This window comes from Pueribacillus theae (genome assembly GCF_003097615.1).
GTDB lineage: Bacteria > Bacillota > Bacilli > Bacillales > UBA6769 > Pueribacillus > Pueribacillus theae.
The window spans coordinates 1-16576 of record NZ_QCZG01000018.1 but is presented as its reverse complement, the minus strand read 5'-3'; the positions used below and the strand labels follow the sequence as shown (position 1 = coordinate 16576).

Annotated in this window: 16 protein-coding genes; 13 read left to right on the top strand and 3 right to left on the bottom strand. The window is 40.3% G+C overall.

Annotation, left to right across the window (positions count from 1 at the left end; translation table 11 throughout):
* Nucleotide 1: 1 nt before the first annotated feature.
* Complete coding sequence (locus tag DCC39_RS09810; RefSeq protein WP_116554720.1) at nt 2-310, bottom strand: YtpI family protein; 309 nt, start codon at nt 308-310, stop codon at nt 2-4.
* Between the two features lie 109 nt (nt 311-419).
* Between DCC39_RS09810 and DCC39_RS09805 the strand changes: the two genes are divergently transcribed.
* Nucleotides 420-1373 carry a DHH family phosphoesterase gene (locus tag DCC39_RS09805; protein ID WP_116554719.1) on the top strand — a complete coding sequence of 318 codons (954 nt, stop codon included), beginning with the start codon at nt 420-422 and terminating at the stop codon, nt 1371-1373.
* On the opposite strand, the gene ytrI is transcribed toward DCC39_RS09805, so the two are convergent.
* Nucleotides 1360-1863: a sporulation membrane protein YtrI gene (gene ytrI, locus DCC39_RS09800; RefSeq protein WP_116554718.1), complete on the bottom strand. Its 504-nt coding sequence runs from the start codon at nt 1861-1863 to the stop codon at nt 1360-1362. The genes DCC39_RS09805 and ytrI overlap by 14 nt on opposite strands.
* A complete protein-coding gene (locus tag DCC39_RS09795; RefSeq protein ID WP_116554717.1) occupies nt 1863-2192 on the bottom strand; it encodes a YtrH family sporulation protein in 330 nt (109 codons plus the stop codon). Before DCC39_RS09795 ends, ytrI begins: the two co-directional genes overlap by 1 nt.
* Nucleotides 2193-2319: 127 nt before the next feature.
* Between DCC39_RS09795 and DCC39_RS09790 the strand changes: the two genes are divergently transcribed.
* From DCC39_RS09790 to DCC39_RS09735, 12 genes are all read left to right on the top strand, one after another.
* Complete coding sequence (locus DCC39_RS09790; RefSeq protein ID WP_116554716.1) at nt 2320-5673, top strand: DNA polymerase III subunit alpha; 3354 nt, start codon at nt 2320-2322, stop codon at nt 5671-5673.
* A gap of 385 nt (nt 5674-6058) precedes the next feature.
* Nucleotides 6059-7297 carry an NAD(P)-dependent malic enzyme gene (locus DCC39_RS09785; RefSeq protein ID WP_116554766.1) on the top strand — a complete coding sequence of 413 codons (1239 nt, stop codon included), beginning with the start codon at nt 6059-6061 and terminating at the stop codon, nt 7295-7297.
* Nucleotides 7298-7546: 249 nt separating this feature from the next.
* Complete coding sequence (accD, locus tag DCC39_RS09780) at nt 7547-8410, top strand: acetyl-CoA carboxylase, carboxyltransferase subunit beta (RefSeq protein WP_116554715.1); 864 nt, start codon at nt 7547-7549, stop codon at nt 8408-8410.
* Complete coding sequence (accA, locus tag DCC39_RS09775) at nt 8400-9383, top strand: acetyl-CoA carboxylase carboxyl transferase subunit alpha (RefSeq protein WP_116554714.1); 984 nt, start codon at nt 8400-8402, stop codon at nt 9381-9383. Before accD ends, accA begins: the two co-directional genes overlap by 11 nt.
* 25 nt (nt 9384-9408) lie before the next feature.
* Nucleotides 9409-10368, top strand: coding sequence for a 6-phosphofructokinase (gene pfkA / locus DCC39_RS09770; RefSeq protein WP_116554713.1), 960 nt, complete (start codon nt 9409-9411; stop codon nt 10366-10368).
* A gap of 26 nt (nt 10369-10394) precedes the next feature.
* Nucleotides 10395-12149 carry a pyruvate kinase gene (gene pyk, locus DCC39_RS09765; RefSeq protein WP_116554712.1) on the top strand — a complete coding sequence of 585 codons (1755 nt, stop codon included), beginning with the start codon at nt 10395-10397 and terminating at the stop codon, nt 12147-12149.
* Between the two features lie 113 nt (nt 12150-12262).
* A complete protein-coding gene (locus tag DCC39_RS09760) occupies nt 12263-12664 on the top strand; it encodes an FxsA family protein (protein WP_116554711.1) in 402 nt (133 codons plus the stop codon).
* A gap of 16 nt (nt 12665-12680) precedes the next feature.
* Nucleotides 12681-13214, top strand: a complete 534-nt coding sequence (locus DCC39_RS09755) for a gamma carbonic anhydrase family protein (RefSeq protein WP_116554710.1) — start codon at nt 12681-12683, stop codon at nt 13212-13214.
* A 270-nt stretch (nt 13215-13484) separates the two neighbouring features.
* The gene (locus DCC39_RS09750; protein ID WP_116554709.1) at nt 13485-13883 is read left to right on the top strand and encodes an acyl-CoA thioesterase; all 399 of its coding nucleotides are present in this window, start codon (nt 13485-13487) and stop codon (nt 13881-13883) included.
* A gap of 203 nt (nt 13884-14086) precedes the next feature.
* Nucleotides 14087-14845, top strand: a complete 759-nt coding sequence (locus DCC39_RS09745; RefSeq protein ID WP_116554708.1) for an IclR family transcriptional regulator — start codon at nt 14087-14089, stop codon at nt 14843-14845.
* Between the two features lie 227 nt (nt 14846-15072).
* Complete coding sequence (dctP, locus tag DCC39_RS09740) at nt 15073-16188, top strand: TRAP transporter substrate-binding protein DctP (protein ID WP_116554707.1); 1116 nt, start codon at nt 15073-15075, stop codon at nt 16186-16188.
* 66 nt (nt 16189-16254) lie between these two features.
* A partial coding sequence (locus DCC39_RS09735) for a TRAP transporter small permease (RefSeq protein WP_240613596.1) occupies nt 16255-16576 on the top strand: 322 nt, incomplete at its 3' end.

The window sequence follows — 16576 nt, the reverse complement described above, 5'->3', positions numbered from 1 at the left end:
TCTATCTTTCTTTGTTTTGGGCCGCTTCCTCGATGGCAATCGGAAGATAGTAACGATACGCCCGATACCCCAAAATGATATTTGCCAACCCTAACAATATGAAGACCGAACCAACAATGATCGTAATCGTAGAATTATAATAAATAAAAATTTGATTTAAGCCGAAAAATAAGAGGAAATTTCCAATAGCGATATTTGCTTTCGTATTGATCCAGCTTTTTTCAGCTGGAGCTTTCGTTCGAAACGACTTTACTTTGTAAAAAAAGTAAAACATAATTGAAATGACGATAAGAATAGCGAGTGTTGGCATGAATAAACCTCCGAAAGTATTTTCTTACTTATATACTAATGCTTCTATCCGATAATTTCTATGTTTGCCATACAATCGACACAATCTTCAATTGTGAGAAGGAGAAATTATGAAAGAACAAATTCTTGAAGAGATAAAGAAGTATGAGACGATTATTATCCACCGCCATGTAAGGCCTGATCCTGATGCGATTGGATCCCAAGGGGCGCTCGCTGAAATTGTGAAAGCAAGCTTTCCAAATAAAAAAGTTTTTGTCGTAGGAGAAGAGGATCGGTCATTAACTTTTTTAAACCGCATGGACGAAATTGATAATAACGTTTATGAAGGGGCGCTCGTTATCGTTTGTGATACGGCGAATCAACCACGGATCAGTGATAAGCGCTATACGATGGGGGATAAGCTCATTAAAATTGATCACCACCCGAACGAAGATCGGTATGGGGATATTGTGTGGGTGGATACGAATGCGAGCTCTGTCAGTGAAATGATCTATGAGTTTTATCTTTTCGGAAAAGACAAGGGGCTCCTATTAAATGAGAAAGCCGCTTCTTTGATTTATGCTGGAATTGTGGGAGATACCGGGAGATTTCTTTTTCCAACTACAACTGAAAAAGCATTCAAATATGCGTATGAATTAGTTGCAAACGGCCTCAATTTTGTACCGATTTATGAAGAGCTCTATAAACAAAGAATTGAACTTGTCCATCTGAACGGCTATGTTCTCCAGCACTTTTCGCTGGACGAAACCGGCGTTGGCCATATGAAACTTCCGATGTCTGTATTGGAGAAATTCAATGTGTCGCCAAGCGAAGCTTCCCTATTGGTGAACGCTTTCTCCGATGTTGAAGGAATAAAAGTTTGGGTATTCTTCATTGAGGAGAACGGGCAAATTCGGGTGAGATTCCGTTCAAAAGGGCCCATTGTAAATACAATCGCAGCAACATTTAATGGAGGTGGCCATCCATTGGCGTCAGGTGCGACAATTTATTCATGGGATGATGTTGAACCGATTTTACAGATGCTGCGCAATGTTTGTATGGAATATGATTCTAAGACAGAGTGACATCAATATACAATTCAATCGTTGTATATAAATAAAGCTGTCTCACTTTTAAGTTATATTTTTTCTTTTCGACAAAGAATTGCTTATTTTCCAGTGATGAAATAAGCAATTCTTTATTTTTTGAAACGATGTCGATTTTTTTGTTTAACAGCAGCTGTTCTAAATAATGTGTAGCATTTTTCTCCAGTTCAAATTTTTCCATTTCGTTTAGTTTAAGCTTATCTGCATTCATAAATTCAATTTTTATTTCACGGATTAATAAGCTTTTTTCGTTTTTTTCGTTGATGTCTTCAATATCCTTTTGGAAAAGTGCAATTTTATCCTCTAAATCTTTTATTTGCTTCTGCTGTTTTGAAATGATATCTACTTGGCGTTCTTGCATCATGCCGAAAAAAGTTAAAAAGAGCAACCAGCCAATAATGGTACCAATGACAATCCCAGCGAAAAAACGCTGCCATCTGTATAATGTGCGAGTAGAAGGGACACGCATTAGTGAATGGTCTCCTGTGTAAACCATTGAATGATTTGTGTTCCGGTATATGCCCCGCTCATGGCAAACATGACGAGTAAAATCTGTTTTACGATTTCTGTCGGCGTTCCATAAAACAATCCTCGTTCGAGATTTGTAATCATGTCGAACGTACCGCCGATTGCGGCAACAAGTGCCCAGATTTTTAAATTATTTGCAAGCTGTGCTATGGTTTTCATTGGAGGCTCATTAATGAGAAAAGCCCCGATCCCACCAATGATTGAACCACCGACGACAACACCGATTGCAACGAAAAATGCTATAATTAGTGTAATCAGAAACTTTTCCATCTCTGTTCTCCTTTCATCCAATAACAAATGTTCTTCTAGACATTTTATGGACAAACATCGGCGAATATGACTTTTAAAAGGAGAACATGTACGGACTGAACAACCTCTAACTAAGGAAGGATTTCCAATGAGATTCACACATTTGCGAATACATAGCGAATACAGCCTATTGGAAAGTGCGTGCCGCCTCGAAAAGCTTGTTGCGCAGGCAAAGCGGCTCGGATTCAACTCTCTTGCGATAACCGACAAAAATGTAATGTATGGAACAATACCATTTTACAAGGCTTGTCGAAAGGCAGAAATCAAACCGATTATAGGACTGGAAGCGAACGTAATGACAAGTTCGGTAAAAAATGGCCGGAGCTATCCTCTTGTACTCTTGGCAAAAAATGAAATAGGATACCGTCATTTGTTAAAAATTAGCAGCCAGATTCAATTAAAGGAAAATGAGCAAACCAAAGCGATTCATATCGAAACATTGTCCAACTATACGGAAGGCATTTTTGCGCTGTCGGCTGGGCTCGATGGAGAAATCGGACAATGCCTTCTTCACGAAGAATACGACCAAGCTTTAGGAATTGCCAATTTGTTTAAAAGGATATTTGATAAGGAGCATTTTTTCCTTGAAATTGTGGACCACGGGCTACCTGAAGAGGCGAAAGTAAATAAACTGACTGCCAGATTGGCAGAAAAAATTGGCGCTCCACTCGCCGCCACGAACAATGTTCATTATGTAGAAAAAGGGGATGCGATTGCATACGAAGCCCTTCTGGCAATAAAAAGAGGGACAGGGCTATTATCAATAAATAATGCTGAATTTTATTTAAAATCTACTGAAGAAATGGCAGAGGCACTGGAAGACAACTATTTTGAAGCGATGGAAAACAGCGCTAAAATTGCTGATGAATGCATTCTAACCTTATCGCTTGGCAAACCCATCTTGCCTAAATTTCCACTGCCTCCTCATATTTCATCGAAAGAAGCATTGCGTAATTTGTGTTTTCAAGGACTGCAAGCACGTTACAACGATGTGACCAATGAAATTATAGAACGCATAGAGTATGAACTGTCCGTGATCGATGACATGGGATTTAATGATTACTTTTTAATTGTTTGGGATTTTATGAAATATGCTAGGGACAATGGAATTTTAACAGGTCCGGGAAGAGGGTCAGCCGCAGGCTCTCTCGTCGCGTATGTTCTTTATATTACACATGTCGATCCGATGAAACATGAGTTGTTGTTCGAACGTTTTTTAAATCCAGAGCGTGTTTCAATGCCAGATATTGATATCGATTTTTCAGATACGAGAAGAGATGAAGTGATTGAATATGTAGGGCGAAAATATGGGAAAGAACATGTTGCCCAAATTATAACGTTCGGTACGCTTGCGGCAAGGGCGTCGGTTCGGGATGCGGGGCGGCTGCTTGACGTTGAACAGAAAACGATTGACCAGCTGGCAAAGCGGATTCCTTCAAGGCAGGGAATAACGTTAGAAAAAGCGTTCAAAGAGTCTCCTGAATTAGAAAAATTAATAAACCGTTCAGAAGATGCAAAGAAAGTGTTTGAACTCGCCTGTAAGATTGAAGGGTTTCCGCGACATTCCTCAACGCATGCGGCGGGAGTTGTCATTAGCGAAAAACCTCTTACTGATGTCATTGCGATTCGAGCTGGGCATGAAAACATTGCATTAACCCAGTTTCCGATGGAGGATTTGGAAGAGATCGGATTATTAAAGATGGATTTTCTCGGTCTCCGAAATCTATCGCTTATCGAAGACATCCTTCACAACATCGAAAAAAGCACAGGAAGAAAATTGCAGCTTGACATGATCCCGTACAACGATCAAAAAACATTTGACTTGCTAAGCGCAGGTGATACAACGGGCATCTTTCAATTGGAATCTTCCGGAATGCGCCAAGTGTTAACGAATTTAAAACCGAGTGAATTTGAAGATATCGTAGCCGTGAATGCCTTGTATCGGCCGGGACCGATGGAAAACATTCCGGCCTATATTGCCGCAAAGCATGGAAAACGCCGAGTATCTTATCCCCATCCTGATCTTGAACCTGTCTTAAAGAAGACGTACGGCGTTATCGTCTACCAGGAACAAATTATGCAAATTGCATCAATGATGGCAGGATTTTCATTAGGGGAAGCCGATTTATTAAGAAGGGCAATTTCTAAGAAAAAACGAGACATATTAGAAAAAGAACGGGAGCATTTTGTAGCCGGTTGTGTGAAAAATGGATATGGCGAGCATATGGCTGTAGACATTTACAATTTACTTGTAAAATTTGCCAACTATGGGTTTAATCGAAGCCATGCTGTTGCTTACAGTATGATTGCTTACCAGCTTGCTTTTTTGAAAGCGAATGAACCTGTCGCATTTTTTGCTGCGTTGTTATCAAGTGTGATCGGAAACCAGGAAAAGCTTGCAAGTTACATTTCTGAGCTGAGAAGGAAAGGAATTGAAATCTATCCTCCTTCAATCAATAAAAGCCATGCCTTTTTTACAATGGATAAAGGCGGCATCCAATTTGGTTTGCTTGCCATTAAAAATGTTGGTTTGCAGGCGATAAATGAAATCATAAAAAATCGCCGACAGCTCGGGGACTATAAAGATTTGTTTGATTTGTGCAGAAGGGTATCGTTGAAAAATGTCAATAAGCGCACATTGGAGTCGTTAATCTTATCCGGCGCTTTCGATGAATTTGGGGTTGAACGGGGCAGTTTGCTGGCCACGCTTGACGATGCGCTTGAGGACGCGGAAAAAGAGCAAAAGAATGCAAATCAAATTGGTTTTTTTAAGCCTGATGAGAGTGGGTTTACGTATGTTGACGTTCCGCCTCTTAGCGAAGATGAAAGGTTGGCACACGAAAAAGAAGTGTTTGGGTTTTATTTGAGTGGCCATCCACTGCAACGCTACAGCAACCTGCTTTGGCAATTCCCGCATACATTTCTTTCCGATTTAAAAAATATCCCGAATGTCAATTCAGTAAGAGTTGCTGTAATGGTTGAAAATGTAAAACCAATAAAAACAAAAAAAGGCGATCAAATGGCGTTTTTGAAGGGAAGTGATCATTCAGGCGAGGCGGAGATTGTCGTTTTTCCAAAAGTTTTCAGCAAAATAAATGAGATACTCACCCCTGAAGCTTTATTATATATCGAAGGAAAAGTTGAGAATAAGGGTGAAGATGGCGTTAAAATCATTGCAGAAAAGGCAATGAAGGTAGAAGAACTAGTGAAAAATGCAACGAAAAAAATTTTTTTAAAGATTGAACAGAAACATCAAAATCAAAAAACCCTTACGCTTATTCAACATGTTTTAAAGAAGCATCCGGGGGATTTTCCCGTTTATCTTTATTATGAGGAAGAAAAGCGAGTAAGACAATTGTCGAAGCAGTATTCGATTTCGGCGTCCAATGAATGTTTGAACGAGATAAAAATGCTTATCGGTGAAAAAAATATTATGTTTTAACTTCATTCAGAAGTCCCCCACCTCAAGGCTTCGAAGAATCGAAGAGGTCTAAATGGGGAATAACATGCTACTCCCTTAATAAGGCCCGTTTATCGAGAAAGGCTCGATAAAATCTGGGCGCAAATACGTAAAGGCGCATTTGATACGCCTATCAAAATTTTCAGAAATGATGCAAAAACTTGTTTACAACTAGATGTTTGTTGTTATATTATATAAAGTATAACTTTTTTCAAACAAAGGAAGAAATAGCTTAGGAGCCGTGAATACAATCTTACTTTTTATTTAAAGTTTGAAAAGGTGAGCACAAGTTTTCGGACTTGGAATTACAGAGAATTGAGGTGTTGTTGGAGTGACAGAGACTGTTGAGAAAAGGGGTGTAACTTCTTTGTCGACCTTGCGAGAAGAAGCGTTACATATACACCGTAAAAACCAAGGAAAGCTTGAATCAAAATCGAAAATTGAAGTGCGGGATGCAAAGGATTTAAGTCTTGCATATTCCCCAGGTGTGGCCGAGCCATGCATGGAAATCAATAAAGATCCGAGTAAAGTATATGAATATACAATGAAAGGGAATATGGTTGCTGTCGTTTCAAATGGAACGGCTGTTCTCGGACTTGGTGATATCGGCCCTGAAGCTTCGCTTCCTGTAATGGAAGGCAAGGCTGTATTATTTAAAAGCTTTGCCGGCGTAGACGGTTTTCCTATTTGTCTAAATACGAACAGTGTTGACGAGATTGTAGAAACAGTTAAGCTGCTTGAACCAACTTTCGGTGGGGTAAATTTGGAAGATATCAAAGCACCGGAATGCTTTGAAGTCGAAGAAAGGTTAAAAGCTGAAACGAACATTCCGATCTTTCATGATGATCAACATGGCACTGCCATTGTTACGTTAGCAGGCCTTGTTAACGCACTCAAGCTTACAAATAAAATGATCTCAGATGTAAAAGTTGTCGTAAATGGTGCAGGTGCTGCAGGAATTGCCGTTATTAAGCTTTTGAATCGATTTGGTGTGAAAGATATTATCATGTGCGATTCCAAGGGAGCAGTTTATGAAGGACGTCCTGTTGGAATGAACCCTATGAAGGAAGAAGTAGCTAAATTTACGAATCATAAGAAAAAAGCAGGTACGCTTGAAGAAGTGATTAAAGGCACTGACGTGTTCATTGGTGTATCTGTTGAAGGTGCTTTGACTCAAGAGATGATTCGTTCAATGAATGAAGATCCGATTATCTTTGCGATGGCAAATCCAAATCCGGAAATTTTGCCTGATGAAGCAAAAGCAGCGGGAGCAAAAGTCATTGGAACAGGCCGTTCGGATTATCCAAACCAAGTCAACAATGTTTTGGCATTTCCAGGGATTTTCCGCGGAGCACTTGATGTAAGGGCACTTGAAATCAATGAAGAAATGAAAGAGGCCGCTGTATATGCAATCGCTTCACTAATATCTGACGAAGAATTGTCTGCTGATTACGTTATTCCAGCGCCTTTTGATCCTCGAGTTGCACCTGCGGTGGCTGCAGCCGTTGCAACGACGGCAATGTCATCAGGGGTGGCAAGAATCGAAGTCGATCCTGAAGAGATAGCAGAAAAAACACGAAGACTTGCGATTATCGGAGAAAAATAATATTTGCTTTTTAGAACGGAGAAGTTCATCTTCTCCGCTTTTTTATGTGTAAAAAGCGAGAGCTGCCTGTTTCCCATTTCCACAGCTCGTTATCGCTGAAAAAAACTCTAATCCCATCAACATTTGTCAAGCTTTGTCATGAATATGAGAAACACTAGATTTTTCAAACGTTCATCGGTTAGAATAATATAGAGACAAGTGCTAAAAATATGAGATTTTCTTAGTATTTGCGGGAAAGGAAGGTCCCAATTGATCAAAGACTTTTTTGCAAAAAAGAAAAAGTATGCAACAGTTCCTTCTGAGAGACTGAAACAGGAAGTACCAGAAGGGATTATGAAGAAGTGTCCCCAATGCAAACATATTATTTATTCAAAAGAATTGAAGAAAACTTGGAATGTTTGCCAATCATGTGGGTATCATATGCCTTTAACAGCCTATGAGCGTATAGAAAGTTTGCTTGATGATGATTCATTTATCGAATACGACGTAAATATGATTTCTGAAAATCCGCTTCATTTTCCAAACTATATCGAACGCCTTGAAAAAGATCGGGAAGTTTCCGAACTAAATGAAGCTGTTGTAACAGGAGAAGGCTTAATTGACTCAAATCCAACCGTATTGGCAGTAATGGATGCACGTTTCAGAATGGGCAGCATGGGATCGGTCGTTGGCGAGAAGATTACTCGGGCCATTGAACAGGCTGACAAAAAAAATATCCCGTTTATCATTTTTACAGCTTCCGGTGGTGCGCGAATGCAAGAAGGTGTTTTAAGCTTAATGCAGATGGCCAAAACGAGTGTTGCATTAAAACGTTTCAGCGACAATGGGGGCTTATTCATCTCAGTTATGACCCATCCAACAACAGGCGGCGTTTCTGCAAGCTTCGCTTCGGTCGGAGATTTCAACTTCGCGGAACCCGGTGCACTCATTGGTTTTGCCGGAAGAAGAATTATAGAACAAACGATAAGAGAAAAGCTGCCAAACGATTTTCAAACAGCAGAATTTTTAATGAAGCACGGTCAATTGGACCGGGTTATCCCTCGGGGAGAAATGAAAGAAACATTAGCCAAAATTTTAGATATGCACCGGCCAGGAGGGGAAAATCGTGCCTGAACTGGAATTTGAACGCCCAATCAATGATCTGAAAACAAAAATCAATGAACTGAAAGCCTTTATGGAAGAAAAAGACATTGACTTGACTGCAGAATTAAAACATTTGGAAGAACGGCTTAAAGAATTGGAAGATGAAACCTATGAGAACTTACAGCCCTGGTCCCGCGTGCAGATCGCACGCTATCAAGAACGGCCGACAACGCTGGATTATATCGAGCACCTTTTTACAGATTTTATAGAACTTCACGGAGATCGCCTGTACGGTGACGATGAAGCGATCGTCGGAGGGATTGCGAAATACGATGGCAAACCTGTCACGATCATTGGCCATCAACGAGGGAAAGATACAAAGGAAAATATTCGAAGAAACTTCGGCATGCCACATCCGGAAGGCTATCGGAAAGCGCTCCGTTTAATGAAACAAGCTGAGAAGTTTCACCGCCCGGTCATCACGTTTATTGATACAAAGGGCGCTTACCCTGGCAAAGAAGCAGAAGAAAGAGGGCAGAGTGAAGCGATTGCGCGAAATTTGGTGGAGTTATCCGGGCTGTCTGTGCCTGTCATTTGCATTGTAATAGGAGAAGGCGGAAGTGGTGGAGCGCTGGCATTAGGCATTGCAGATCGGATTCACATGCTGGAAAACTCGACATACTCCGTTATTTCTCCTGAAGGCGCAGCTGCATTACTGTGGAAAGATGCATCTCAAGCAAAGCTGGCAGCAGAAACGATGAAAATTACGGCACCAGACCTTTTCGCGCTCGGCATTATCGATGAAATCATTCCAGAGGTTAAAGGCGGAGCACATCGAAATATGCAAAAGCAAGCAGGTGCGATTGATGCCGTTTTAAAAAAATCACTTGATGAGCTTTTGCTATTATCAAGCGAAGAACTAGTTTCAACGCGTTATGAAAAATTCCGTAAAATCGGTGAGTACACGTTTATAAAAAGCTCGGTAAGCATTGCCAACGATTAACGGGTCATTTAGGGGTGCTTTAAACTTGAATCGAATCGGATTATTGACAAGCGGTGGAGATTCTCCTGGAATGAACGCCTGCATCCGGGCAGTCGTCAGAAAAGCAATCTACCATGATATAGAAGTGAATGGTATCTATAACGGATATGCCGGATTAATAAAAGGAAACATAAAAAAGCTAGAACTTGGAACGGTTGGGGACATTATTCACCGGGGAGGGACGATTCTTCAAACGGCAAGGTGTCCCGAATTCCAAACAGAAGAAGGAAGAAAAAAAGCGTTGCGCCACCTTCAGGAACACAAAATCGAAGGGTTAATCGTTATAGGAGGGGATGGAACCTTCAAAGGGGCCCATAAGCTGGCTGAGGATGGCTTTCCTACGATTGCCCTTCCTGCTACAATTGACAACGACATCCCTCTTACAGACTATTCAATCGGCTTTGATACCGCGCTTAATACAGTCATCGAAGCTATTGATAAAATTCGTGATACAGCAACATCATTGGAACGTATTTTCGTTATTGAAGTGATGGGCAAAGATGCTGGAAACCTTGCGCTATGGTCCGGGCTTGCCGGTGGTGCAGAATCAATTTTAATTCCGGAGGAAAGTTATGATTTGCATCAAATCGTTGAAAAAATCAAAAGAGGGTACAATAGAGGAAAAAAGCATAGCATTATCGTTGTGGCGGAAGGTATTGCAAGTGCCGTTGCTGTTGCAAAACAAATTCAAGCTGAAAGCAATCTTGAAACAAAGGTAACTATTCTAGGTCATATTCAACGGGGCGGTTCACCTACAGCCTTTGATCGTGTTTTAGCTAGCAGGTTCGGAGCAAAAGCCGTTGAATTGCTCGTTAATGGGAACTACAACAAGGCAGTAGGCTTGTATAACAATCAAATTGTTGAACGTTCAATAAGTGAAGTTTTGTCAGCAGGCCGCGAAATTAACCGCTCAATGTATCAGTTGGCTCAACAATTATCGATCTAGAAAAGCCTAAGGAGGTCCTCATAATCATGCGAAAAACAAAAATTGTATGTACAATTGGACCAGCAAGCGACAGTGTAGAGATGCTCGTTAAATTAATCAATGCTGGCATGAATGTTGCCCGTTTAAACTTTTCCCATGGCAATCATGAAGAACATCTCGCGCGTATAAATAATATTCGGGAAGCGGAGGAACAAGCCGGCAAAACAATTGCCATCTTACTCGATACGAAAGGGCCGGAAATTCGTACGGGGATGATGGAAAACGGTGAAATCAAGCTAGAAGAAGGAAAAGAGCTCATTATTTCAATGGATGAAGTCATAGGCACCCCCGAAAAAATTTCAGTAACCTATACTGGATTGGCACAAGACGTCAAGGCAGGAGACAGAATTTTGCTTGATGACGGGCTAATTGAACTTGAAGTCATCGAAAAATCTACGAAAGAAATAAAAACAAGAATTTTAAATGGTGGCACACTGACAAACACAAAAGGGGTTAATGTTCCAAATGTCAGGGTTAATTTGCCCGGAATTACGGAAAAAGACGCGGAAGATATCGAATTCGGCATCAAATATGGCGTTGATTTTATCGCCGCTTCATTTGTAAGAAGATCTTCAGACGTTCTGGAAATTCGGGAAATATTAGAAAAAAACGATGCAACGTCCATACATATCATTCCTAAAATCGAAAATCAGGAAGGTGTCGATAACATCGCCGGAATTTTAGAAGTTTCTGATGGCCTTATGGTTGCAAGAGGCGATCTTGGCGTTGAAATTCCTGCAGAAGAAGTGCCCCTCGTACAAAAAATGCTTATTCACGAATGCAATACAGCAGGCAAGCCAGTTATTACCGCTACACAAATGCTTGATTCAATGACGCGAAATCCAAGGCCAACAAGAGCCGAGGCGAGCGATGTTGCAAATGCCATATTTGATGGGACAGACGCAATTATGCTGTCGGGGGAAACGGCAGCAGGCAAGTACCCGGTAGAGACGGTTGAAACGATGCATAAAATTGCCTCCCGTACTGAACAAGCACTCGATTATCGAGAAATCTTAAGAAACAGAAGCAGGGAAAGTTTTATTACAACGACAAATGCAATTAGCCAATCTGTCTCATACACCGCACTTAATTTGGACGCCTCGGCAATCATAACTGCAACCGAAAGTGGACATACCGCAAGAATGATCTCCAAATTCCGCCCAAAGGCACCAATTATTGCGGTTACTAGCTATCAAGGAGTGTGCCGGAAACTATCTCTCGTATGGGGAATTATTCCAAAGCTCGGCAAACGTGCGGAAACCACCGATGAAATGCTGGAAATCACCGTGGCAGAAGCATTAAATACAGGTGTGGTAAAACGGGGAGATTTAGTTGTGATCTCAGCCGGTGTACCCGTTGGAGAAATCGGAACGACCAACTTGCTGAAAGTGCATGTGATTGGCGATATCATAGCAAAAGGGCAAGGCATCGGCCGCAAAACAGTATCTGGAAAAGTCGTCATTGCAAAAGACCACATCGAAGCGAATGAAAAGATGAAAGAAGGCGCGATTTTAGTCACCTATGGAACGGACAAAGAAATGATTGAAGCATTCAAAAAAGCAGCGGCTGTTTTAACAGAAGAAGGCGGGCTGACAAGCCATGCCGCCGTCGTCGGGCTAAGCCTTGGCGTACCGGTTATTGTAGGTGTTGAGAACGCAACAAGTATTTTAAAAGACGATCAAGAAATTACAGTCGATACGTATAAAGGCGATATCTACGATGGGTATACAAGTGTTATATAAACGGAAGTCAGATGTCAGAAGCCGGACTGGTAGAAATCGGGGATAAGAGAAGGGATTTGCGCCTTCTCTTTTTTAAAAGTTAGCGAACATTCTTACTGAAGAGGAGTTCTTCAATGTTTCGTATAGTATTGGCATTAATTATTCTTGTACCAGCGATTGAAATTACGGTTTTAATATGGACAGGCAGCAAAATAGGCGTTGGATGGACACTTTTCATTATTCTTGCAACAGGGATTCTTGGCGCTTGGTTGGCAAAACGCCAAGGCCTTCAAGTCCTTCACCTTGCTCAAGTCCAAATCCAAAATCGGGATATGCCGACAGAAGCTATTCTCGATGGGATTTGTGTACTAGCCGGGGGAGTTTTCCTTTTAACCCCAGGCTTTGTTACTGATATTGCTGGCCTTTTCCTGTTAATTCCTTATACAAGGGCAATCGTTAAGCTATGGCTTAAAAAATGGATAGGACATTTAATTCGAAGGGGAAATATAGGATTCTTTATTAAAAGGCCATTTTAGAAAGGGGAAAGGTAAAATGAAATATACTTTTAATGGCAAAACACCAAAGTTGCACCCATCTGTGTATGTCGCGCCGGGCGCTAAGTTAATCGGCGACATTGTATTGGAAGAGAACGTTTCGATTTGGTTTAATGCTGTTCTAAGAGGAGATTATGAGCAAATAAAAATCGGCAAAGGATCGAGTGTGCAGGACGGAACCATCGTTCACGCCGATCCGGATTATCGTACGACGGTCGGTGAAAATGTCACTGTCGGGCATAATGTGATTTTGCATGGCTGTGAAGTGAAAGACGGAGCGCTTATCGGGATGGGCGCAACAATACTAAATGGTGCTGTCATTGGTGAAGGTTCTCTCGTTGCCGCTGGAAGTCTTGTTCCAGAAGGCAAAGTCATCGAGCCCGGTGTCCTCGTTGCCGGTGTTCCCGCTAAAGTAATTCGAAACTTGTCTGAAGAACAACAAAAGAGAATTCAGCAAGGTGCAGCAAGCTATGTTGCTAATAGTAGAAAATATATAGAACAGAAGATTTTAGAAGAAGCTAAAAGTGAATGAAAATGGAAACGCGACACTGCGTTTCCATTTTTCTTTGGATTAGTAGTTAAGCCATTGAAGAAAAAAATGAAGAAGCGGGCGATTATTCTTATCAAAAATGCTATAGACCGCCTAAAGAATATGGTAGACTTAAATATAGTGAATCCAAAGTACTTTTATGCAACGAATATCATAATGGCTGCTACAATAATTGAAAAAATAACGTGGCAAAAGAGACTAAGATTAATTTAATGAATTTTAGAAAAAGTTGGATTAAAGAGGTGTTGGAAAATGGAAACGACGACAGAAATCATCGTAAAAGAAGAAGACATCGATGAACTCGAACATGTCAATAATAGTGTCTATGTTACATACTTGGAAAAGGGACGCGGGGATTGGTATCGGGAAGCGGGCTTTTCATTTGAAGAAATGAAGAAACATCAATACGGTACAGTTGTTGTCAAACTAAATATAACGTTTATAAAAGAAGCGAAATTAAGAGATAGATTGAAGATTAAAACAATTCCAATCCGTTTAGGGAATACGAGCTTTGATCATAAACAAGAGATTTATAATGAGCAAGGGGATATGATTACTGAAGCTTTTGTTACAAATGTAATGTTTGATCGAAAAGAGAGAAAAAGTATTCCAGTAGTGAAAGAACTTGCCCGCCACTTTAACAATGAATGAAGCTTTTTTTTTGAAAAAAAGTATAAATTGGCAATTCGCCAATTTATACCAATCCCACCTCTCACCTCCAGGAAAGACGCGTCAGCGTTTTCCTTATTACAAAAAAGCTAGCCGAAAAGAGATAGGGATTTATAGACAAATAAAAGAAGATCCATTACCCTTAATAGTAAAGATAACCTACTCTATTGATTGGGGAAGAAGTCATGTCGAAAGAAGAAACAATGCAGACCATCGATCGGGCAATAAAAATTTTGAAATCGTTTTCTATCAATGAGAAAGAATTATCATTGGCCGATCTTCATCGGAAACTAAATGTTTCAAAATCAAGCTTGCAGAGAATTTTAAATACACTCGTTCAACATAGGTTATTAGATAAAGATGATAAACATAAAACATACCAGCTTGGCATAGAGTTGTATTTTTTAGGCCAGCTTGTTGAGAAAAATTCACAATTGCTATCGACAGCAAAACCCTTTATGGAAAAGTTAAAAGAAGAATTTGGCGAATCCGTTTCGTTAAGTATTATTCATGAAAATCAAAGAAAGTGTATAGGATACGTACCGAGCGATCATGAACTGACGACACTTATCCATGTGGGACAAACGTCGCCGCTCTATGCCGGGGCTTCGGCAAAAGTATTAATGGCTTATTTATCTCCTGAAAAACTGGAGAAGTTGCTTAACGAAATAACGCTTCAGAAAAAAACAGACAGGACAATTACGAGCAAGCCACAGCTAAAAAAAGAACTGAAGAAAATTCGTGAAGAGGGTTATGCAATAAGCAATGGAGAAAGAGTGAAAGGCGCTTTTTCAATAAGTGCTCCAATAAAGAACCGTCTGAACGAAGTGATTGCCGGACTAACATTAACGATTCCTACCGCCAGATTAAATCAAGAAAAAATCCCAGCTTATATCGAAAAAACAAAAGAAACTGCAAAAGAAATCTCAAACCGAATGCTTTAAATTTCAACCTGGAAAGTAGCTGCCTTTCCAGGTTTTTGTTTTTCTATATGGTAAATTAATACTTTATAGAATTGTTGGAAAATAATTATTTTGTAAAAGTTTGTTGAACTATTAATTTTCCTATGATATTATCTTTTTCAAGGAATAGAAAAGTGGTACGCTATTCCGGTAAATATTGAGAATTGCAAAACATCTCAATCTAGTAAGAAAAAATGAGGGGGAGAACAATGTTTTCAAAGAGAAAGAGTTTTTTAGGATTTGTTGTTTTACTACTTGGTTTATTGTTAGCGCTAACAGCCTGTGGAAGTAAAAATTCCGGCGGAAATGAAAGCGCTAACAGTGGCGAAGGTGAGAAAAAGGATGAAAGTTCAGGTAAAGTATACGAACTTAACGTAAACAACTGGAACCCATCGATGCACCATTATGTTTACAACGTATTTGATCCTTGGAAAGAAATGGTAGAAGAAAAAACAGAAGGTAGAGTGAAGGTTAATCTGTACCATGGCGGTTCATTAGGAAAATCTTCATCCGTATACCAAGATGTGAAAGGCGGCGTTTACGAGCTTAGCCTTGCAGTAGCAAACTATTTTTACGATACGGATATGTTCCCGTATACGATTGGAAACTTGCCGTTTGCTTTTGATAACGCTGAAGATGCTGCGAAAGTAATGAAAAAATTCGGGGAGAAATACGCAAACGAAACGTTATCAAAAGATGTAATCGTTTTCGATCCGATAACAACTGACCCGTATGATTTGTTCGCTACAAAACCAATTAAATCTGTTGATGATTTGAAAAAAACAAAAATGCGCGCGAGCGGAAAAAGTGAAACAGAACTCGAAAAATCGATCGGAGCTGTTCCTGTTTCTTTAACAGTGGATGATACGTATGAAGGCCTTCAAAAGAAACAAATTGATACATCATTCTATACACCGATTGGGGCAGTCGGGCTGAAATTTTACGAACCAGCACCTTACATTACAAAGCTTCAGGCTTCAGTAACACCAATCATTCCAATGATGAATAAAGATTTCTACGAGTCGCTTCCGGAAGATATCCAAAAAATGTTTGATGAGGAATTTGGGCCAAAGCTTAGCGAAATGTTTATCGAAAGCTATACAAAAGAGCTCGAAAAATCTTATAAAACATTAGAGAAAGAAGTAGAAGGACGCGGAGAAATCATTACACTATCTGACAAGGAAGCCCAACGTTTTAAAGAAGCCGGCAAACCAGCATGGGATGCTTGGATTGAAGATGCAGACAAAAAAGGATACAATGGCCAAGAAATGGTTGATGAATTATTTAAAATAATGGAAGAAGAAGGATTGCAAAAACCATTCTAAGTAGCAACAGAAGCTTCTAATCCTAATTTTCGAAGGGTTAGAAGCTTTCCATTTTAAAAAGAATANGTGACACGATGGATTGCTTTAGCTGTCATGGCATTTATGATGTTTTTTATTGCGATTGCCGTGATTAGCCGTCTGACGGTTACTCCAATCATCGGTGATGTGGAAATCGTTCAGCTAGGCATGATCGTCCTTATCATGTGCGGGCTTGCCTACACGCAACGGGTCGATGGCCATATTTCAATCGGGATTGTCGTGGATAGGTTCCCACAGAAAGGCCAGCTTGTGATGGATGCGATTGGCAGCCTGTTAAATGTTGTGGTCACGCTGATTATTGCCTACATTTATGTCGGGGTTTTCCTAAACCATAAAAATGAAATGCAGC

Bases quoted from the DNA above. Each gene is read 5' to 3' on its own strand.
- DCC39_RS09805 (WP_116554719.1), top strand. From the start codon at position 420: ATGAAAGAACAAATTCTTGAAGAGATAAAGAAGTATGAGACGATTATT.
- DCC39_RS09810 (WP_116554720.1), bottom strand. From the start codon at position 310: ATGCCAACACTCGCTATTCTTATCGTCATTTCAATTATGTTTTACTTT.
- DCC39_RS09745 (WP_116554708.1), top strand. From the start codon at position 14,087: ATGTCGAAAGAAGAAACAATGCAGACCATCGATCGGGCAATAAAAATT.
- DCC39_RS09750 (WP_116554709.1), top strand. From the start codon at position 13,485: ATGGAAACGACGACAGAAATCATCGTAAAAGAAGAAGACATCGATGAA.
- DCC39_RS09760 (WP_116554711.1), top strand. From the start codon at position 12,263: ATGTTTCGTATAGTATTGGCATTAATTATTCTTGTACCAGCGATTGAA.
- DCC39_RS09755 (WP_116554710.1), top strand. From the start codon at position 12,681: ATGAAATATACTTTTAATGGCAAAACACCAAAGTTGCACCCATCTGTG.
- DCC39_RS09795 (WP_116554717.1), bottom strand. From the start codon at position 2,192: ATGGAAAAGTTTCTGATTACACTAATTATAGCATTTTTCGTTGCAATC.
- DCC39_RS09790 (WP_116554716.1), top strand. From the start codon at position 2,320: ATGAGATTCACACATTTGCGAATACATAGCGAATACAGCCTATTGGAA.
- pyk (WP_116554712.1), top strand. From the start codon at position 10,395: ATGCGAAAAACAAAAATTGTATGTACAATTGGACCAGCAAGCGACAGT.
- ytrI (WP_116554718.1), bottom strand. From the start codon at position 1,863: ATGCGTGTCCCTTCTACTCGCACATTATACAGATGGCAGCGTTTTTTC.
- dctP (WP_116554707.1), top strand. From the start codon at position 15,073: ATGTTTTCAAAGAGAAAGAGTTTTTTAGGATTTGTTGTTTTACTACTT.